32 protein-coding genes and 1 pseudogene are annotated in these 18,812 nt (G+C 34.2%); all 33 read right to left on the minus strand.

Annotated elements, in window-relative coordinates:
• A pseudogene (locus ASE40_RS22195) lies at nucleotides 1-205 on the minus strand (amidinotransferase); the annotation flags it as partial.
• Between the two features lie 63 nt (nucleotides 206-268).
• The gene (locus ASE40_RS00800; RefSeq protein ID WP_057114914.1) at nucleotides 269-1,546 is read right to left on the minus strand and encodes a citrate synthase; all 1,278 of its coding nucleotides are present in this window, start codon (nucleotides 1,544-1,546) and stop codon (nucleotides 269-271) included.
• 155 nt (nucleotides 1,547-1,701) lie between these two features.
• Complete coding sequence (gene eno, locus ASE40_RS00805; RefSeq protein ID WP_057114915.1) at nucleotides 1,702-2,994, minus strand: phosphopyruvate hydratase; 1,293 nt, start codon at nucleotides 2,992-2,994, stop codon at nucleotides 1,702-1,704.
• A gap of 101 nt (nucleotides 2,995-3,095) precedes the next feature.
• Nucleotides 3,096-4,214, minus strand: a complete 1,119-nt coding sequence (carA, locus tag ASE40_RS00810; protein WP_057114916.1) for a glutamine-hydrolyzing carbamoyl-phosphate synthase small subunit — start codon at nucleotides 4,212-4,214, stop codon at nucleotides 3,096-3,098.
• 244 nt (nucleotides 4,215-4,458) lie between these two features.
• Entirely contained in the window at nucleotides 4,459-4,950 is a 492-nt protein-coding gene (rplQ, locus tag ASE40_RS00815) for a 50S ribosomal protein L17 (RefSeq protein WP_057114917.1), read from the minus strand.
• Nucleotides 4,951-5,012: 62 nt separating this feature from the next.
• Complete coding sequence (locus ASE40_RS00820) at nucleotides 5,013-6,005, minus strand: DNA-directed RNA polymerase subunit alpha (protein WP_008464329.1); 993 nt, start codon at nucleotides 6,003-6,005, stop codon at nucleotides 5,013-5,015.
• Between the two features lie 21 nt (nucleotides 6,006-6,026).
• Entirely contained in the window at nucleotides 6,027-6,632 is a 606-nt protein-coding gene (rpsD, locus tag ASE40_RS00825) for a 30S ribosomal protein S4 (RefSeq protein WP_008464326.1), read from the minus strand.
• 92 nt (nucleotides 6,633-6,724) lie between these two features.
• Entirely contained in the window at nucleotides 6,725-7,108 is a 384-nt protein-coding gene (gene rpsK / locus ASE40_RS00830; protein WP_026727866.1) for a 30S ribosomal protein S11, read from the minus strand.
• An 8-nt stretch (nucleotides 7,109-7,116) separates the two neighbouring features.
• Complete coding sequence (gene rpsM, locus ASE40_RS00835) at nucleotides 7,117-7,491, minus strand: 30S ribosomal protein S13 (protein WP_008464322.1); 375 nt, start codon at nucleotides 7,489-7,491, stop codon at nucleotides 7,117-7,119.
• A 2-nt stretch (nucleotides 7,492-7,493) separates the two neighbouring features.
• A complete protein-coding gene (gene ykgO, locus ASE40_RS21635) occupies nucleotides 7,494-7,610 on the minus strand; it encodes a type B 50S ribosomal protein L36 (protein ID WP_002987490.1) in 117 nt (38 codons plus the stop codon).
• A 12-nt stretch (nucleotides 7,611-7,622) separates the two neighbouring features.
• Complete coding sequence (gene infA, locus ASE40_RS00840; protein WP_007136545.1) at nucleotides 7,623-7,838, minus strand: translation initiation factor IF-1; 216 nt, start codon at nucleotides 7,836-7,838, stop codon at nucleotides 7,623-7,625.
• Between the two features lie 7 nt (nucleotides 7,839-7,845).
• On the minus strand, nucleotides 7,846-9,192 hold the full coding sequence (secY, locus tag ASE40_RS00845; protein ID WP_007803669.1) for a preprotein translocase subunit SecY: 1,347 nt from the start codon (nucleotides 9,190-9,192) through the stop codon (nucleotides 7,846-7,848).
• Nucleotides 9,193-9,205: 13 nt separating this feature from the next.
• Nucleotides 9,206-9,658 carry a 50S ribosomal protein L15 gene (rplO, locus tag ASE40_RS00850; RefSeq protein ID WP_057114918.1) on the minus strand — a complete coding sequence of 151 codons (453 nt, stop codon included), beginning with the start codon at nucleotides 9,656-9,658 and terminating at the stop codon, nucleotides 9,206-9,208.
• An 11-nt stretch (nucleotides 9,659-9,669) separates the two neighbouring features.
• A complete protein-coding gene (rpmD, locus tag ASE40_RS00855; protein WP_008464315.1) occupies nucleotides 9,670-9,852 on the minus strand; it encodes a 50S ribosomal protein L30 in 183 nt (60 codons plus the stop codon).
• Between the two features lie 12 nt (nucleotides 9,853-9,864).
• Entirely contained in the window at nucleotides 9,865-10,389 is a 525-nt protein-coding gene (gene rpsE / locus ASE40_RS00860; protein ID WP_085949269.1) for a 30S ribosomal protein S5, read from the minus strand.
• A gap of 3 nt (nucleotides 10,390-10,392) precedes the next feature.
• Entirely contained in the window at nucleotides 10,393-10,743 is a 351-nt protein-coding gene (gene rplR, locus ASE40_RS00865) for a 50S ribosomal protein L18 (protein ID WP_057114919.1), read from the minus strand.
• 11 nt (nucleotides 10,744-10,754) lie between these two features.
• The gene (rplF, locus tag ASE40_RS00870) at nucleotides 10,755-11,297 is read right to left on the minus strand and encodes a 50S ribosomal protein L6 (RefSeq protein ID WP_057114920.1); all 543 of its coding nucleotides are present in this window, start codon (nucleotides 11,295-11,297) and stop codon (nucleotides 10,755-10,757) included.
• 18 nt (nucleotides 11,298-11,315) lie between these two features.
• The gene (gene rpsH / locus ASE40_RS00875) at nucleotides 11,316-11,714 is read right to left on the minus strand and encodes a 30S ribosomal protein S8 (protein WP_008464306.1); all 399 of its coding nucleotides are present in this window, start codon (nucleotides 11,712-11,714) and stop codon (nucleotides 11,316-11,318) included.
• A gap of 79 nt (nucleotides 11,715-11,793) precedes the next feature.
• A complete protein-coding gene (rpsN, locus tag ASE40_RS00880; RefSeq protein ID WP_031456037.1) occupies nucleotides 11,794-12,063 on the minus strand; it encodes a 30S ribosomal protein S14 in 270 nt (89 codons plus the stop codon).
• A 3-nt stretch (nucleotides 12,064-12,066) separates the two neighbouring features.
• A complete protein-coding gene (gene rplE, locus ASE40_RS00885) occupies nucleotides 12,067-12,618 on the minus strand; it encodes a 50S ribosomal protein L5 (RefSeq protein ID WP_012022484.1) in 552 nt (183 codons plus the stop codon).
• 2 nt (nucleotides 12,619-12,620) lie between these two features.
• Nucleotides 12,621-12,935, minus strand: a complete 315-nt coding sequence (rplX, locus tag ASE40_RS00890) for a 50S ribosomal protein L24 (RefSeq protein WP_007803650.1) — start codon at nucleotides 12,933-12,935, stop codon at nucleotides 12,621-12,623.
• 11 nt (nucleotides 12,936-12,946) lie between these two features.
• Nucleotides 12,947-13,315, minus strand: a complete 369-nt coding sequence (rplN, locus tag ASE40_RS00895) for a 50S ribosomal protein L14 (RefSeq protein WP_007803649.1) — start codon at nucleotides 13,313-13,315, stop codon at nucleotides 12,947-12,949.
• Between the two features lie 2 nt (nucleotides 13,316-13,317).
• The gene (gene rpsQ, locus ASE40_RS00900; RefSeq protein ID WP_007803646.1) at nucleotides 13,318-13,578 is read right to left on the minus strand and encodes a 30S ribosomal protein S17; all 261 of its coding nucleotides are present in this window, start codon (nucleotides 13,576-13,578) and stop codon (nucleotides 13,318-13,320) included.
• Between the two features lie 17 nt (nucleotides 13,579-13,595).
• Complete coding sequence (rpmC, locus tag ASE40_RS00905) at nucleotides 13,596-13,787, minus strand: 50S ribosomal protein L29 (protein WP_008464297.1); 192 nt, start codon at nucleotides 13,785-13,787, stop codon at nucleotides 13,596-13,598.
• Nucleotides 13,788-13,799: 12 nt separating this feature from the next.
• Nucleotides 13,800-14,225, minus strand: coding sequence for a 50S ribosomal protein L16 (gene rplP / locus ASE40_RS00910; protein WP_017495016.1), 426 nt, complete (start codon nucleotides 14,223-14,225; stop codon nucleotides 13,800-13,802).
• Nucleotides 14,226-14,244: 19 nt separating this feature from the next.
• Nucleotides 14,245-15,003 (minus strand): 30S ribosomal protein S3, encoded by a 759-nt coding sequence (rpsC, locus tag ASE40_RS00915; RefSeq protein WP_008464292.1) that lies wholly within the window; start codon nucleotides 15,001-15,003, stop codon nucleotides 14,245-14,247.
• A gap of 5 nt (nucleotides 15,004-15,008) precedes the next feature.
• A complete protein-coding gene (gene rplV / locus ASE40_RS00920) occupies nucleotides 15,009-15,422 on the minus strand; it encodes a 50S ribosomal protein L22 (RefSeq protein ID WP_007803631.1) in 414 nt (137 codons plus the stop codon).
• A 6-nt stretch (nucleotides 15,423-15,428) separates the two neighbouring features.
• On the minus strand, nucleotides 15,429-15,707 hold the full coding sequence (rpsS, locus tag ASE40_RS00925; protein WP_007803626.1) for a 30S ribosomal protein S19: 279 nt from the start codon (nucleotides 15,705-15,707) through the stop codon (nucleotides 15,429-15,431).
• A 6-nt stretch (nucleotides 15,708-15,713) separates the two neighbouring features.
• Nucleotides 15,714-16,538 (minus strand): 50S ribosomal protein L2, encoded by an 825-nt coding sequence (gene rplB / locus ASE40_RS00930; RefSeq protein ID WP_035650459.1) that lies wholly within the window; start codon nucleotides 16,536-16,538, stop codon nucleotides 15,714-15,716.
• Nucleotides 16,539-16,547: 9 nt separating this feature from the next.
• Complete coding sequence (gene rplW, locus ASE40_RS00935; RefSeq protein WP_012022489.1) at nucleotides 16,548-16,838, minus strand: 50S ribosomal protein L23; 291 nt, start codon at nucleotides 16,836-16,838, stop codon at nucleotides 16,548-16,550.
• Between the two features lie 7 nt (nucleotides 16,839-16,845).
• Nucleotides 16,846-17,475 carry a 50S ribosomal protein L4 gene (gene rplD, locus ASE40_RS00940; protein ID WP_057114921.1) on the minus strand — a complete coding sequence of 210 codons (630 nt, stop codon included), beginning with the start codon at nucleotides 17,473-17,475 and terminating at the stop codon, nucleotides 16,846-16,848.
• Nucleotides 17,475-18,092 (minus strand): 50S ribosomal protein L3, encoded by a 618-nt coding sequence (rplC, locus tag ASE40_RS00945; RefSeq protein ID WP_057114922.1) that lies wholly within the window; start codon nucleotides 18,090-18,092, stop codon nucleotides 17,475-17,477. The genes rplD and rplC overlap by 1 nt, the downstream gene beginning before the upstream one ends.
• Nucleotides 18,093-18,497: 405 nt before the next feature.
• Nucleotides 18,498-18,803, minus strand: coding sequence for a 30S ribosomal protein S10 (gene rpsJ, locus ASE40_RS00950; RefSeq protein WP_007803605.1), 306 nt, complete (start codon nucleotides 18,801-18,803; stop codon nucleotides 18,498-18,500).
• Nucleotides 18,804-18,812: the final 9 nt, after the last annotated feature.

Genomic DNA, 18,812 nt, shown 5'->3' on the forward strand with positions numbered 1-18,812 from the left:
TATCATACTTTTGAAACACAGCATTAAAAGCATCCATTTCAGCAGTCATATCTTTTTCGATAGGATATGTTCCTGCTTTAATATGTTCCAATGATTTAGGATCATAGGCTTCTTCTAATGAAGGAGTTGGCCCATTATGAACGGCAGAACCCAAAACTACGGCACGCAGTCTTGACGTTTCGTTCTTTACATTTAATTGCAACATAACTTTATTATATTTTGGACAAAGATAAAAAAAGCTTCACAGTTAAGTGAAGCTTTAGTTTTTTTATTTATTCGACTTAAAGTCTCTTAAAGGGTGTCCTGTGTAAATTTGTCTAGGTCTTCCAATTGGCTCCTTGTTTTCACGCATTTCTTTCCATTGAGCAATCCAGCCTGGTAATCTTCCAATGGCAAACATAACAGTAAACATGTCAGTTGGAATTCCTAATGCTCTGTAGATAATTCCAGAGTAGAAATCAACGTTTGGATATAAGTTTCTTGATTTGAAGTAATCATCTTCAAGAGCTGCTGCTTCTAATTTTTTAGCAATTTCTAAAATCGGATCTTCAACACCTAAAGTTTCTAATACTTCTTTAGCTGCTTTTTTGATGATTTTTGCTCTTGGATCAAAGTTTTTATAAACTCTGTGACCGAATCCCATTAAACGGAATGGGTCATTTTTGTCTTTTGCTTTCGCCAAAAATTTATCAGTATCACCTCCATCTTTGTTGATTTCTTCCAACATTTCAAGAACTGCCTGATTTGCTCCACCATGAAGAGGCCCCCAAAGTGCAGAAACTCCCGCAGAAATTGAAGCAAATAATCCAGCGTGAGAAGAACCTACCATTCTTACTGTAGATGTAGAACAGTTTTGCTCGTGATCTGCATGAAGAATAAATAATTTATCTAAAGCATCCACAACTACAGGGTTAGCTGCGTAAGGTCCAGTTGGTAATTTAAACATTAACTGCATGAAATTATCAACATAACCAGTTGTGTTATCATAATAATTCAATGGATACCCCATAGATTTTCTATATGTCCATGTAGCAATTACAAGAAATTTACCCATTGTTTTACAAATGGCTTCGTACATTTCTTTTTCGTTATCAACATTTACAGCTTTAGGATTAAATGCTGTTAAAGCACTTGTTAAAGCAGATAAAACGCCCATTGGATGAGCTGTTTTTGGAAAACCATCTATGATATTTTTCATCTCTTCGTTTACCAAAGTATGTTTTTTAATACCATTTTCAAACTGCTCTAATTCTTGAGCTGTTGGTAATTCTCCAAAAATCAAAAGATAAGACACTTCTAAAAAGTTAGCTTTCTCTGCCAAATCTTCGATTGAATATCCTCTGTAACGTAAAATCCCTAATTCTCCATCTAGGAAAGTGATTTCGCTTTTACAAGATCCAGAATTTTTATAACCTGGGTCAATTGTAATAAAACCAGTTAAATCACGTAATTTGTTAATATCGATAGCTGATTCGTTTTCACTTCCTGTGATTACCGGAAGTTCAATCTTTTTATCATCTATTTCTAATGTAGCTATTTTTGACATAATATTTTGGAAATAATTCTTTAAATAATAATTTACCAAATCTAATGAATTTAAGACTAATTAAAAAAAGAATACTGCTATGAATTTGTTAAAAGTCCAAAAAAAAACCATCTGCAAAAACAGATGGTTTTTTTTTGAATATATAACTTTTATAATTATTTGATTTTAAAAGCATTTAAACCAGGGAAATATGCTGTACTTCCTAATTCTTCTTCGATTCTCAATAATTGGTTGTATTTCGCCATACGATCTGAACGAGATGCCGAACCTGTTTTAATTTGACCACAGTTTAAAGCAACAGCTAAATCTGCAATTGTATTATCTTCAGTTTCTCCAGAACGGTGAGACATTACAGATGTGTAACCAGCGTTTTTCGCCATGTTTACAGCTGCAATAGTTTCTGTTAAAGTACCAATTTGGTTAACTTTTACAAGGATTGAATTAGCAATTCCTTTTTCAATACCAGTTGATAAACGAGCAACATTTGTAACAAATAAATCGTCACCTACTAATTGTACTTTGTTTCCAATTTTTTCAGTTAAATATTTCCATCCATCCCAGTCATCTTCATACATACCGTCTTCGATAGAAATAATTGGATATTTAGAAGCAAGGTCAGCTAAATAATCAGCTTGCTCTTCTGAAGTTCTGATTTTTCCAGTTTCTCCTTCAAATTTAGTGTAATCGTATTTACCGTTTACATAAAATTCTGAAGCAGCACAGTCAAGAGCAATCATAATTTCGTCACCGAAAGTATATCCAGCTTTTTCAACAGCAAGTTTGATAGTATCTAAAGCATCTTCAGTACCACCAGCTAAGTTTGGAGCAAAACCTCCTTCATCACCAACAGCTGTACTTAAACCTCTATCATGTAATACTTTTTTCAAACTATGGAAAATTTCAGTTCCCATTTGCATAGCATGTGTAAAAGAAGTTGCTTTTACTGGGAAAATCATAAACTCTTGAAATGCAATAGGAGCATCAGAGTGAGAACCACCATTAATGATGTTCATCATTGGAACTGGCAGTGTATTAGCAGAAACACCACCTACATATCTATATAATGGCAATCCAAGTTCATTAGCAGCAGCTTTTGCAGCAGCTAAAGAAACTCCTAAAATTGCATTAGCTCCTAATTTAGATTTGTTTGGAGTTCCGTCCAAATCAATCATTAATTGATCGATTGTGTTTTGTTCGAAAACAGAAGTTCCAACTAATTCTTCAGCAATAACAGTATTTACATTATTCACTGCGTTCAAAACACCTTTACCTAGATAAGCTTTACCTCCATCACGTAATTCAACAGCTTCGTGCTCTCCAGTTGATGCTCCAGATGGAACAGCAGCTCTACCTAAAACTCCATTTTCAGTTACTACATCAACTTCAATAGTAGGATTCCCTCTAGAATCAAGAATTTGTCTTGCGTGAACTTTAATTATAATACTCATTATTTTTGTTTTTTATTAATAAATTATATTTTTTTTCCGAAATTATAAAAATATTTAATACTATAAACGCATTTTAGTTATTAAACACCTTTATTTATTAACTACATCGTTTTAGACCCAGCAAGTTTAATATTCTCTACAAATTGATCAAACAAGTATGAAGAATCATGTGGTCCTGGACTAGCTTCTGGATGGTATTGTACTGAGAAACAATTCTTATTCTTCATTCTCATTCCTGCAACTGTATCATCATTTAAGTGTATATGAGTAAGCTCTAATTCAGGGTGACCTTCTAAAGCTTCTCTTTTTACAGCAAAACCATGATTTTGAGAAGTAATTTCACCTTTCCCTGTAATAAGATTTTTTACTGGATGATTTATACCTCTGTGTCCGCCAAACATTTTATAAGTTTTCACTCCATTAGCAAGTGCAATTACCTGATGCCCTAAACAAATACCAAATAAAGGTTTATCATCAGCAATAATTCTTTTTGCTACCTCGATCGCACCAAAAAGCGGATCTGGATCACCAGGTCCGTTTGATAAGAAATAACCATCAGGATTAAACTCTGTTAAATCTTCGTATGTTGAGTCGTATGGGAAAACTTTAATATAACAATCTCTTTTCGCAAGATTTCTTAGAATATTCTTTTTAATTCCAAGATCAAGTGCTGAAATTTTATATGTAGCATTTTCATCTCCTACAAAATAAGGTTCTTTTGTAGACACTTTAGAAGCCAATTCCAGTCCTTCCATATCAGGAACATTTGCTAATTCTTTCTTCAAGTCTTCAACAGAAGTTCCATCTGTACAGATAACTGCATTCATAGCTCCATTATCACGAATATAACTAACAAGAGCTCTGGTATCAACATCAGAAATACAAATAAGATTTTGTTTTGTAAAGTAATCTTCTAAGCTTCCAGAAGCACCTTCTCTAGAATAGTTAAAGCTAAAGTTTTTACAAACTAAACCAGCAATTTTAACGCTCTCTGACTCTACTTCTAAATCATTGATTCCGTAATTACCGATATGCGGATTAGTCGTAACCATTATTTGTCCGAAATAAGAAGGATCAGTAAAAATTTCCTGATATCCCGTCATTCCAGTATTAAAACAAACTTCACCAAAAGTTTTACCGCTAATTCCGATAGATTTTCCGTGAAAAATTGTTCCATCACTAAGTAATAAAATGGCGCTTTTTCGTGTTGTGTATTTCATTATTTAATTTGTATTGTTTTTTATCAAGTTATAAAACCAAAATCATGGTTTTAAATGTAATTAGAAATTTTGCAAATTTACTTCTTTAAAGAAGCCCTTCCAAGATTTTTTAAAACTTTCACTCATAAAAATAAAACCTATTATTTTAAATATGTTACACTTTTGAGGTTTCAAAAAATCAAAAAAAAAGGATAAACTAAAAATTAGTTTATCCTTTAATATTATAGAATGATTACTTTCATAATTATTCAGAAGCTTCAGTAGTCGTTTCTGATTCAGCAGCAGGAGCTTCTGGAGTAGCAGCTTCTGCTTTTTTAGCTTTACCACCACGACGGCTTTTTGCTTTTTTAACTTCTTTTTTACCTCCGTTGTAAAGTTCATTGAAGTCAACAAGTTCGATCATTGCCATATCAGCATTATCTCCCAAACGATTTCCAACTTTAATGATACGAGTGTATCCACCTGGACGGTCTCCAACTTTAGCAGCCACATCTCTGAACAAGTCAGTTACAGCATATTTGCTACGTAGGTATGCAAAAACAATACGACGATTGTGAGTCGTATCTTCTTTTGATTTTGTGATTAAAGGCTCAACGAATTGTTTAAGCGCTTTAGCTTTAGCAACAGTAGTGTTAATACGTTTGTGCTCAATAAGAGAACAAGCCATATTAGCCAACATAGCTTTTCTATGTCCAGTCTGTCTGCTTAAGTGGTTGAATTTTTTTCCGTGTCTCATGACGTGTTTTTTTTATCTTCATCTTGCTACAATCCACTATGGAGAGCAAAATATGAAGTAAATTATTCTTTATCTAATTTGTATTTAGCTAAATCCATTCCGAAAGTTAAATTCTTCACTGCAACAAGTTCATCAAGTTCAGTTAAAGATTTTTTACCAAAATTACGGAATTTCATTAGGTCATTTTTATTGAACGATACTAAATCACCAAGTGTATCAACTTCAGCCGCTTTCAAGCAATTTAATGCTCTCACAGATAAATCCATATCAACAAGCTTAGTTTTAAGCAATTGTCTCATATGCAATGACTCTTCATCATACGATTCTGTTTGTGCAATTTCGTCAGCCTCAAGTGTAATTCTTTCATCAGAAAACAACATGAAATGGTGAATTAAAACTTTAGCAGCTTCAGTAAGAGCATCTTTTGGATTAATAGATCCATCAGTTTTAATTTCAAAAACCAATTTTTCGTAATCTGTTTTTTGCTCTACACGGAAATTTTCGATTGCATATTTTACATTTTTTACCGGAGTAAAAATAGAATCTGTAAAAATCGTTCCAATTGCAGCATTTTGTTTTTTGTTCTCCTCAGCAGGAACGTATCCTCTACCTTTTTCGATTGTTAAATCGAAGTTCAATTTGATTTTAGAATCTAAATTACAGATAACAAGGTCTGGATTCAAAACTTGAAAACCTGAGATAAATTTTTGAAAATCACCTGCTGTTAATTGATCTTTACCAGAAACAGAAATAGTAACTGATTCATTATCGATATCTTCAATTTGACGTTTGAAACGTACTTGTTTCAGATTAAGGATAATTTCGGTAACATCTTCAACAACACCTGAAATAGTAGAAAACTCATGATCTACACCTTCGATACGAACAGATGTAATTGCATAACCTTCTAATGCTGAAAGCAAAACTCTTCTAAGTGCATTACCAACTGTCAATCCGTAACCAGGTTCCAAAGGTCTAAATTCGAATTTACCTTCAAAATCGGTTGAATCGATCATGATAACTTTATCGGGCTTTTGAAAATTAAATATTGCCATAAATTTCGACTAAGTCAATTATTATTTGTTGTACAACTCTACGATTAATTGTTCTTTAATGTTTTCTGGAATTTGAAGTCTCGCAGGTACAGAAACAAAAGTTCCTTCTTTAAGATCATTGTTCCAAGTAATCCATTCATAAACATGACTTGAATTTGATAAAGAACGTTCGATAGCTTCTAAAGATTTAGATTTTTCACGAACTGCAACTTTATCACCAGGCTTAAGGTGGTAAGAAGGAATATTAACAACCTCTCCATTTACAGTAATGTGTCTGTGAGAAACGATTTGACGCGCACCTCTTCTAGATGGAGCAATTCCCATTCTAAAAACAACATTATCTAATCTTGCTTCGCACAATTGTAATAAAACTTCACCAGTTACTCCTTTAGTCGCTGATGCTTTTTCGAATAAATTTCTGAATTGTTTTTCTAAAATTCCATAAGAATATTTAGCTTTTTGCTTTTCCATTAACTGAACAGCATACTCAGATTTTTTTCCTCTTTTTTTAGCCATCCCGTGTTGTCCAGGTGGGTAATTTCTTTTTTCGAAAGATTTATCATCTCCGAAGATTGCCTCGCCAAATTTACGAGCGATTTTGGTTTTAGGACCAGTATATCTTGCCATTTTAAAAAAAATTTTAAGGTAGAAATTATGAATTCAGGTCTAATCCTTCGATAATTTATGTTCTACCTTGTTTATACTATAAAAATAAAAAATTAAACTCTACGTCTTTTTGGAGGACGACATCCATTGTGAGGCATTGGAGTAACATCGATAATCTCTGTAACTTCAATTCCACCGTTATGAATAGAACGGATAGCAGACTCACGTCCGTTACCTGGTCCTTTTACATAAACTTTCACTTTTTTAAGTCCTGCCTCAAGTGCTACTTTAGCGCAATCTTCTGCTGCCATTTGAGCTGCATAAGGAGTGTTCTTTTTAGAACCTCTGAAACCCATTTTACCAGCTGAAGACCAAGAGATAACTTCACCTTTCTTATTAGTCAAAGAAATAATAATGTTATTAAAAGTGGCAGAAATATGAGCCTCACCCGTTGATTCAACGATAACTTTACGTTTTTTTGCAGTTGCTTTAGCCATATTACTTATTATTTAGTTGCTTTTTTCTTGTTAGCAACAGTTTTTCTTTTACCTTTTCTTGTTCTTGAGTTGTTTTTAGTTCTTTGCCCTCTTAATGGAAGACCAGATCTATGACGAATACCTCTGTAACATCCAATATCCATTAAACGTTTAATGTTTAAAGAAATTTCAGAACGTAATTCTCCTTCGATTTTGTAAAATGAAACAGCTTCACGAATTGCTCCGATCTCATCATCATTCCAATCTTGAACTTTTTTATCTTGGCTAACTTGAGCTTTTTCCAAAATCTCAATAGCTCTACTTTTCCCTAATCCGAAGATGTAGGTAAGTGCAATAACACCTCTTTTGTTTTTTGGGATATCTACCCCTGCTATTCTTGCCATAATTATCCTTGTCTTTGTTTAAATCTAGGATTCTTTTTGTTTATTACGTACAGTCTCCCTTTTCTACGCACGATAATGCACTCGGCACTTCTCTTTTTTACTGATGCTCTAACTTTCATAGTGAATATCCTTTAATATCGATAAGTAATTCTTGCTTTTGACAAATCATAAGGACTCATTTCTAGTTTCACTTTATCACCAGGTAATAATTTGATGTAATGCATACGCATTTTTCCAGAAATATGAGCAATTACGATATGTCCATTTTCTAACTCTACACGGAACATCGCATTTGATAATGCTTCAATAATTGATCCGTCTTGTTCTATTGCTGATTGTTTTGCCATAAATATATTAAGCTACCGCTTTTCTATTTTTACCAGTCTTCATTAAACCATCATAATGTTTGTTTAACAAGTATGAATTGATCTGTTGAATAGTATCTATTGCAACACCAACCATAATTATTAATGAGGTACCCCCAAAAAACATCGCCCAAGATTGTTGTACATCCATAATACTTACAACAATAGCTGGGAACACAGCAATCAAAGCAAGGAATAAAGATCCTGGGAAAGTTATTAAAGACATCACTTTATCAAGGAAATCAGAAGTTTCAGCTCCTGGACGAACGCCCGGGATAAAACCACCGCTTCTCTTTAAATCATCAGCCATTTTGTTAGTAGGTACAGTGATTGCAGTATAAAAGAATGTAAATACAATAATTAAAGTTGCAAAAACAAAATTATACCAAAAACCAAACATATTACTAAATGCACCAACAATAGATTGTGATGTATCTGATTTAGACAATCCAGCTACAGCTGCAGGAATAAACATAATTGCCTGAGCAAAAATAATTGGCATAACCCCAGAAGCATTAAGCTTAAGAGGAATCCATTGTCTATTACCTCCTGCCAAATCTTGTTCGTAATCCCCAGTAGTTGTACGACGAGCATACTGTACAGGAATCCTACGTACTGCCATTGTAAGTAATACACAAGAAATGATAACTAACAGCCACACAATAATTTCAATAACTAATAACATTGGACCTCCATTGTTATTGGTAACACGAGTTGTAAACTCTTGAATAAAAGCTTGCGGTAAACGAGCTAAAATACCAACCATAATTAACAATGAAATACCATTTCCAATACCTTTATCTGTAATTTTCTCTCCAAGCCACATAGCAAAAATTGTACCAGTAACTAAGATTATAACAGAAGAGAACAAAAATTCAGGAGAATTAAAGCCTAGCAAAAATGCATTACTAGGCAATGTTCTGTATAAATTATAGATATAAGTTGGACCTTGAACCAATGTGATAGCGATTGTCAACCAACGAGTGATTTGATTAATCTTTTTTCTACCACTTTCCCCATCATTTTGAAGTTTTTGTAAATATGGAATCGCAATCCCCATCAACTGAACAACAATAGACGCAGAAATATAAGGCATGATACCTAAAGCAAAAACTGAAGCCTTAGAGAAAGCACCCCCGGTGAACATGTCTAGAATAGATCCTAGACCATTTTTAGTTTGTCCCGCTAAACCAGTCAATTGCGTTGCGTCAATTCCAGGAAGCGTAACGTGTGCTCCAAAACGATATACTAAAAGTAATCCTAATGTAATTAAGATTCTATTCTTTAGTTCTTCGATTTTCCAAACATTACTTATTGATTCAATAAATTTCTTCATCTTAATAGATAAGTTATATAGTTACAGCTTCTCCACCAGCAGCTTCAATAGCCGCTTTAGCAGTTGCAGTAAATTTGTGGGCAGTTACTTTTAATTTTGCTTTCAACTCTCCTCTACCTAAAATCTTAACGATTTCATTTTTAGTAGCTAGACGATTTGCCACGAAATCTGCCATTGAGACAGAATCAGTAATTGCACCTTTATCTACCAATAATTGAAGAGTATCTAAATTAACACCTTCGTATTCTTTACGATTGATGTTTGTGAAACCAAACTTAGGCACACGTCTTTGAAGTGGCATCTGCCCTCCTTCAAAACCAATCTTTTTAGAATAACCAGAACGAGATTTAGCCCCTTTGTGTCCTCTTGCAGCGGTACCACCTTTTCCAGAACCTTCTCCTCTACCTAATCTTTTATTTTGATTGTGTGTAGATCCTTCAGCAGGTTGTAAGTTACTTAAATTCATAACAGTATTTGTTATTTAGCTTCTTCAACAGAAACTAAGTGTTTAACTTTGTTTATCATCCCAAGGATAGCAGGATTTGACTCGTGCTCCACAACTTGTCCAATTTTACGTAGACCTAAAGCTTCCAAACCTCTCTTTTGAGAAAGAGGACAGTTGATTTTGCTTCTTACTTGTTTTACTAATAATTTAGCCATAATTTCCTTGAATTAACCTTTAAAAACTTTTTCTAAAGAAACACCTCTTTGTTTTGCAACAGTATGAGCACTTCTCATTTGCAATAAAGCATCAAAAGTTGCTTTTACTACGTTGTGTGGATTTGATGATCCTTGAGATTTCGACAATACATCGTGAATTCCTACTGATTCAAGAACTGAACGAACAGCTCCACCAGCGATAACTCCAGTACCATGAGATGCTGGGATTAAAAATACGCGTGCACCACCAAATTTTCCTTTTTGTTCGTGAGGAACAGATTGACCATTTAAAGGAATTCTAACTAAATTTTTCTTAGCATCTTCTACTGCTTTCGCAATTGCTTCAGAAACATCTTTAGATTTTCCTAATCCATGACCCACTACTCCATTTTCATCACCTACAACTACAATAGCAGAAAAACCGAAAGCTCTACCACCTTTTGTAACTTTAGTAACACGATTAACACTTACCAGACGATCTTTAAGTTCAAGACCACTAGGTTTTACCAATTCTACATTTTTGTATTTAGACATAATATATTAGAATTTAAGTCCAGCGGCTCTTGCGCCTTCTGCTAATGATTTAATACGACCGTGATATAAATAACCACCTCTATCAAAAGTGATTGTATCAATCCCAGCTTTTAACGCTTTCTCTGCAACTAATTTTCCAACAGCAGCAGCGATTTCAACGTTAGTACCTTTTCCTATTTCTTTTTCTCTTGAAGATGCAGCTAATATAGTAACTCCATTTACATCATCAATAATTTGAGCGTAAATTTCTTTATTACTTCTAAAAACAGAAAGTCTAGGTCTTGCAGCAGAACCACTAACCGATTTTCTAATTCTGAATTTAATTCTCTGTCTTCTATCAGATTTTGTTAATGACATAATCTTATTTTTTAAGCTGATTTACCTGCTTTTCTTCTTAATACTTCACCCACAAATTTAACACCTTTTCCTTTGTATGGCTCTGGCTTACGGAAACCTCTAATTTTCGCAGCAACTTGACCTAAAAGTTGTTTATCAAATGATGTTAATTTTACGATAGGGTTCTTACCTTTTTCAGATATTGTTTCTAAAGATACTTCTGGAGCAATTTCCAAAACAATATTGTGAGAATATCCAAGAGCTAAATCTAATTTTTGACCTTGGTTTGAAGCTCTATAACCAACTCCAACTAATTCTAGTTCTTTTGTAAAACCTTCAGAAACACCGATAATCATATTATTGATCAAAGATCTATATAATCCGTGTTTTGCTCTGTGGTCTTTATGATCAGACGATCTTTCTACTAAAACTTGATCGCCTTCAACAGTTACATTTACGTCCGAAAACTCCTGAACTAATTGACCTTTTTTTCCTTTTACTGTAATAATACCGTCTTTAACTTCTACAGTTACACCAGCAGTGATTACAATTGGGCTTTTACCTATTCTTGACATCTTATTTAGTCTTTAAAATTAGTATACGTAACAAATTACTTCACCACCTACATTTAATTGTTTCGCTTGTTTTCCAGTCATAAGACCTTTTGAAGTTGAAACAATTGCAATTCCTAATCCATTAAGGATTCTTGGTAATTTGGCAGCACCTGCATATTTACGTAAACCAGGTTTACTAATTCTTTGGATATCTTTAATTACTGGCTCCTTAGTATCTTTATCATACTTTAAAGCAATTTTGATAGAACCTTGTACTGTGTTCTGCTCAAATTTGTAACTTAAGATATAACCTTGATCAAATAAGATCTTAGTTATTTCTTTTTTAAGATTAGATGCTGGAATCTCAACAACTTTGTGGTTTGCAGCCACAGCATTACGAACTCTAGTCAAATAATCTGCAATAGGATCTGTATACATATGTATTTGATTGCGATTATGGTTTTCAGGAAGCACTCTGCCTCCTGAACCTTTAATCAATTTATAAACTTTTTTTAAATTACCAGCTGGCTTTTTTTACACCTGGAATTAATCCATTGTTAGCCATTTCACGGAAAGTTACACGTGAAATACCGAATTGACGGATATAACCTCTTGGTCTACCCGTTAATTTACAACGATTGTGCAAACGAACTGGTGAAGCATTTTTAGGTAATTTTTGTAGGCCTTCATAGTCTCCAGCTTCTAATAAAGCTTTTCTTTTTTCAGCGTACTTAGCTACCGTTTTCTCTCTTTTAACCTCGCGGGCTTTCATTGATTCTTTAGCCATGTCTTAATTCTTTTTAAAAGGTAATCCTAATTCAGCCAATAATGACTTTGCTTCCTTATCTGTTTTTGCAGTAGTAACAAAAGTAATATCCATTCCTGAGATTTTGTTTACTTTATCAATATCAATTTCTGGGAAAATGATTTGCTCCAAAACTCCAAGATTGTAGTTACCTCTTCCATCGAAACCAGTAGCTTTAATACCACCGAAATCTCTAACACGTGGTAAAGCAGAAGTAATAAGTCTATCTAAAAACTCATACATTCTTTCACCACGTAAAGTAACTTTTGCTCCAATAGGCATCCCTTTTCTCAATTTGAATGACGCAACGTCTTTCTTTGAGATTGTAGATACTGCTTTTTGTCCAGTGATCTTTGTTAACTCATCAACAGCATAGTCAATAAGTTTTTTATCAGATACAGCTGCACCAACTCCACGGCTCAAAACGATTTTTTCAAGTTTTGGAACTTGCATAACGTTTGTATATCCGAACTCTTCTTTAAGAGCAGAGATTACTCTACTCTTATATTCTTCTTTTAGTCTAGGTGTATATGCCATTACTATAGTACTTGATTAGATTTTTTTGAAAATCTTACTTTCTTATCTCCTTCTACTCTAATACCTACTCTAGTTGTTTCCTTAGTTTTAGGATCAATTAGTGAAATGTTAGAAATTTGAATAGAAGCTTCTTTTTTAACGATACCACCTTGAGGGTTTTTAGCACTTGGTTTTGTATGTTTCGAAACCATGTTTACACCTTCAACTATCGCTTTATTTTTCTCACGGTAAACACGTAGAACTTTACCTTCAGCACCTTTATGGTCTCCAGCAATAACTCTTACGATATCTCCTGATTTTATTTTTAGCTTTATCATCTTAAAACGAATTAAAGCACTTCTGGTGCTAATGATACAATTTTCATGAATTGTTTTTCACGAAGTTCTCTTGCTACCGGACCAAAAACACGAGTTCCTCTCATTTCCCCTGCAGCGTTCAAAAGAACACATGCATTGTCATCGAAACGGATATAAGAACCATCAGCTCTTCTCACTTCTTTTTTGGTACGTACAACAACTGCAGTTGAAACAGCTCCTTTTTTAACGTTACCGTTAGGAGTTGCATCTTTAATAGATACTACAATCTTGTCACCAACAGAGGCATACCTTCTTTTGGTACCTCCTAAAACACGGATAGTTAAAACTTCTTTTGCTCCCGTGTTATCTGCTACTTTTAGTCTTGATTCCTGTTGTACCATAATTATTTAGCTCTTTCTAAGATTTCAACTAATCTCCAACATTTTGTTTTACTTAAAGGACGCGTTTCGCTAATTCTTACAGTATCTCCAATGTTACAGTCGTTTGTTTCGTCGTGTGCAACATATTTCTTAGTTTTCAACACGAACTTACCGTATAATGGGTGTTTTACTTTTCTTACTTCAGCAATAACAATAGATTTATCCATTTTATTTGAAGTAACAACACCTATTCTTTCTTTTCTTAAATTTCTTTTTTCTTCCATCTTTCAGCAGAATACAATTATTGTAACTCTCTTTTAGTTAACTCTGTAGCCAATCTTGCAACTGTTCTTCTAACGCTTCTAATTTGAAGTGGGTTAGCAATTGGAGAAATAGCGTGAGCCATTTTTAGGTCAGCATATACTTTCTTAGTTTGACTAAGTTTTTCTTGCAACTCCGCTGCAGAAAGATCTTTTATTTCTGATTGTTTCATAATAAATATAAATTATGCTTCGAAATCTCTAGCAACGACGAACTTAGTTTTTACTGGAAGTTTCTGAGCTGCAAGACGTAAAGCCTCTTTTGCAACTGATAACGGAACTCCTCCAACTTCAAACATAATTCTTCCTGGTTTAACAACAGCAGCCCAATACTCAACTGCTCCTTTACCTTTACCCATACGTACTTCAAGAGGTTTCTTAGTAATAGGTTTGTCTGGAAATATTTTAATCCATAATTGTCCTTCTCTCTTCATGTAACGAGTTGCAGCGATACGTGCAGCTTCAATTTGACGAGAAGTTAAGAACATACCATCTTCATGTACAGATTTAATACCAAACATTCCATTTGAAAGTTCATGCCCTCTTTGAGAGTTACCTTTCATTTTACCTTTTTGTACCTTACGGTATTTTGTTCTTTTAGGCTGTAACATTTTTCTTTAGTTTAAAAATTTACTTTCTTTTACGAGCGTCTGGTTTTCCGCCTTTGTTAAAGTTAGATTTGCCTCTAGGAGCATCTCCACCTTTTCCACCACCTGTACCAGATTGTTTTTTGTCCATTCCAGCAAGCGGAGAAAGTTCTCTCTTACCGTAAACTTCACCTTTCATGATCCATACTTTGATACCCATTCTACCATAAGTAGTGTGAGCTTCAGCCAAAGCATAATCAATATCAGCTCTGAAAGTTGATAGAGGAATTCTACCTTCTTTGAAACCTTCTGAACGCGCCATCTCAGCACCATTCAAACGTCCAGAAATCAAAACTTTGATACCTTCAGCGTTCATACGCATAGAAGCAGCAATAGCCATTTTGATTGCACGTCTGTAAGAAATACGGCTTTCGATTTGACGAGCGATGCTTGTCGCCACAAGATAAGCATCTAATTCAGGTCTTTTAATTTCAAAAATGTTAATTTGAACCTCTTTGTCAGTAACTTTCTTAAGTTCTTCTTTTAACTTGTCTACCTCTTGTCCACCTTTTCCGATAATGATACCAGGTCTAGCAGTAGTGATAGTAACGGTTACAAGTTTCAAAGTTCTCTCGATGATTACTTTTGATACACTAGCTTTTGATAAACGAGCATGGATATACTTTCTGATTTTGTGATCTTCGGCAAGTTTATCACCGTAATCATTTCCACCATACCAGTTTGAGTCCCATCCTCTGATGATACCAAGTCTATTTCCAATTGGATTTGTCTTTTGTCCCATGCTGCTTAAGAATTGCTTTGTGTGTTATTGATAGCTCCAAGCACGATTGTAACGTGATTAGAACGTTTTCTTATTCTGTGTGCACGACCTTGTGGAGCTGGACGAAGTCTTTTTAACATCATTCCACCATCTACTCTGATCTCTTTAACAAATAATCCAGCCTCTTCTAAATTACCTTCACTATTTTTTTGCTCCCAGTTATTGATTGCAGATAATAATAGTTTTTCTAATTTTCTTGAAGCTTCTTTAGAACTGAATCTTAAAATGTTAAGTGCTCTTTCTACCTTCTGACCTCTTACCAAGTCCGCTACTAAGCGCATTTTTCTAGGTGAAGTAGGGCAGTTATTCAATTTTGCGAAAGCAATAGACTTATTAGCCTCTTTTCTCGCATCTGCTGTTTCTCTTTTACGAACTCCCATTGCTTCTTATTTTTTACCTTTATTTTTTGCTCCAGCATGACCTCTAAAAGATCTAGTTGGTGAAAACTCTCCTAATTTGTGACCTACCATGTTTTCTGTTACGTAAACTGGTACAAATTGACGACCGTTATGAACTGCGATAGTTTGTCCAACAAAGTCAGGAGTAATCATAGAAGCTCTAGACCAAGTCTTTACCACTCCTTTGTTTCCGTTTTCAATGTTTTCTTGAACTTTCTTGTCTAATTTATAATGAACGAAAGGTCCTTTTTTTAATGAACGTGCCATATCTTATTATTTCTTTCTACGTTCTACGATATACTTGTTACTCGGGTTTTTCTTAGAACGAGTTCTGTAACCTTTAGCTGGCAATCCGTTTCTTGAACGTGGGTGCCCTCCAGAAGAACGTCCTTCACCACCTCCCATAGGGTGATCAACTGGGTTCATCGCTACTGGTCTAGTTCTAGGTCTTCTTCCTAACCATCTTGTTCTACCTGCTTTTCCAGATACAACTAATTGGTGGTCAGAATTAGAAACAGCTCCAATTGTAGCCGAACAAGTTAACAAGATCAATCTTGTTTCTCCAGATGGCATTTTAATTGTTGCATATTTCCCGTCTCTTGCCATTAACTGAGCAAAAGTTCCAGCTGAACGAGCAATAACAGCTCCTTGTCCTGGACGTAACTCAATACAAGATATAACAGTTCCAAGAGGAATTCTGCTTAAAGGTAATGTATTACCAATTTCAGGTTGAGATTCTGGACCAGAAACTAATTTCTGACCAACTTTCAATCCGTTTTGAGCAATTACATAAGTTTTCTCTCCATCAGCATAAGCTAATAAAGCGATAAATGCAGTACGATTTGGATCGTATTCGATTGATTTCACTGTAGCTGGAATTCCATCTTTAGTTCTTTTGAAATCAATAATACGATATCTCTGCTTGTGACCACCACCCGTATAACGCATGGTCATCTTTCCTTGACTATTTCTACCTCCAGAGTTTTTTATCGGCGCTATCAAAGAGCGTTCCGGCTTATCAGTTGTAATGGCGTCATAACCATTCACAACTCTAAATCGCTGACCTGGGGTAATAGGTTTTAATTTTCTTACTGACATTTTTCTATCTTAGATATTGTTGTAAAAATCAATTGTTTCTCCTTCTTGTACTTGAACAATTGCTTTTTTAATTGCATTTGTCTTTCCACTGATTAAACCACTTTTAGTGTATTTAGTAGATCTATCTGGTCTCACATTCATTGTGTTAACAGAAACGATAGTTACTCCATAAGCAGCCTCAACAGCTTTCTTAATTTGAACTTTGTTTGCTTTTTTGTCAACAACGAATCCGAAGCGGTTTAGAACTTCACTTTCTTTGGTTACTTTTTCCGTTACTATAGGTCTAATTATGATACTCATATTCCTATTATTTACTTAAATTTTCTTCAATTAACTCTAAAGAACCTTCTAAAAGCACTAAATTATTAGCGTTTAATATTGCGTAAGTGCTTAATTCTGAGCTAGTTACGACACTTGAAGCCTTTAAATTGCGTGACGACAAATATACATTTTTATTTGACTCACCCAACACAAATAGAGATTTTTTATTTTCTAACCCTAAAGCTTTCAAAACGTTAATGAAATTTTTAGTGTTTGGCGCTTCAAAATTAAAGTCTTCAAGAACAACAATGTTTGATTCTTTTGCTTTGATTGAGAAAGCTGATTTTCTAGCCAATCTTTTTAAGCCTTTATTCAATTTAAATGAATAACTTCTTGGTCTTGGTCCGAAAACTGTTCCACCACCTTTAAACAAAGGATTCTTAACACTTCCTGCACGAGCAGTACCAGTTCCTTTTTGTTTTTTAATTTTACGTGTACTTCCAGTTACTTCAGCTCTTTCCTTAGCCTTGTGAGTACCTTGTCTTTGATTAGCAAGATATTGCTTAACATCAAGATATACAGCGTGATTGTTTGGTTCAATTGCGAATACTGAATCAGAAAGTTGAACTTTTCTACCAGTATCTTTTCCGTTGAAATCTAATACTTTTACTTCCATTACTTCTGAATGATTACATAAGAGTTTTTATGTCCAGGAACACATCCTTTAATAACAAGTAAGTTCTTTTCAGCAACCACTTTTAAAACTCTAAGGTTTTGAACTTTTACATTTTCTCCTCCCATTCTTCCAGCCATACGCATTCCTTTGAATACTCTAGATGGATAAGAAGAAGCTCCTACAGAACCTGGCGCTCTTAAACGGTTATGTTGACCGTGAGTAGCTTGTCCAACACCACCAAAACCGTGACGTTTAACAACACCTTGGAAACCTTTACCTTTAGACACACCTTGTACATCTACAAATTCTCCTTCTTCAAAAATAGAAACATCAATAAGATCTCCTAATTTTTGTTCAGTTGCGAAATCTTGGAATTCAACGACTTTTTTCTTAGCAACAGTTCCAGCTTTTTTAAAGTGACCTAAAGCCGCTTTAGTAGAATGTTTCTCGTTTTTGTCATCGAAACCTAGTTGCAACGCTTCGTACCCGTCAACACCTTTGGTTCTGACTTGGGTAACAACACATGGACCAGCTTCGATTACTGTACAAGGAATGTTTTTCCCGTTTTCGTCAAAAATACTAGTCATGCCGATTTTCTTACCAATTAACCCAGACATAAATATTAATTATTAATTACTAAAATTCCCTTCAATTTGAAAATAACAGAAATTTCCAAACAGGGAGTGCAAAAGTAGACATTAAAATTGAATATACCAAACGGTTACAAAAATTAAATCGCTCATAATCAAAATCCAAGCATCAAATGAATCATATAAGAGATTTTTTCTTGCCCAAAATTCCAAGCTTTTATTTTAATAATAATCAAAACAGCACTTAACAATTAATTAATAAAAGAAAAACACAAAACAACGCCAGCACCCTAAAACAAAGAGAATTACGCAAAGCAATAAATCGAAAAGCCAACAAAAAAGAAAGCATCCAAATTTCAAAACCTAAAAAGTAAAACAAAAAAAGCGAGACAGAAATGCCTCGCTTTTTATATATAAAATATAATAAAAAAATTATACTTTTATCTCTACTTCAACCCCACTTGGCAATTCAAGTTTCATTAAAGCATCAATAGTTTTAGATGAAGACGAATAAATATCAATCAATCTCTTGTATGACATTACTTCAAATTGCTCTCTCGCTTTTTTGTTAACGTGCGGAGAACGTAATACAGTGAAAAGTTTTTTGTGAGTTGGCAACGGAATTGGACCTGTTACAACTGCTCCAGTAGTTTTTACTGTTTTTACGATCTTTTCAGCAGATTTATCTACCAACATGTGATCGTAAGATTTTAGTTTTATTCTGATTTTTTGACTCATTTTCTTAAA

Origin of the sequence: Flavobacterium sp. Root935 (genome assembly GCF_001429295.1) — a bacterium.
In the GTDB taxonomy this organism is placed as follows: Bacteria; Bacteroidota; Bacteroidia; order Flavobacteriales; family Flavobacteriaceae; genus Flavobacterium.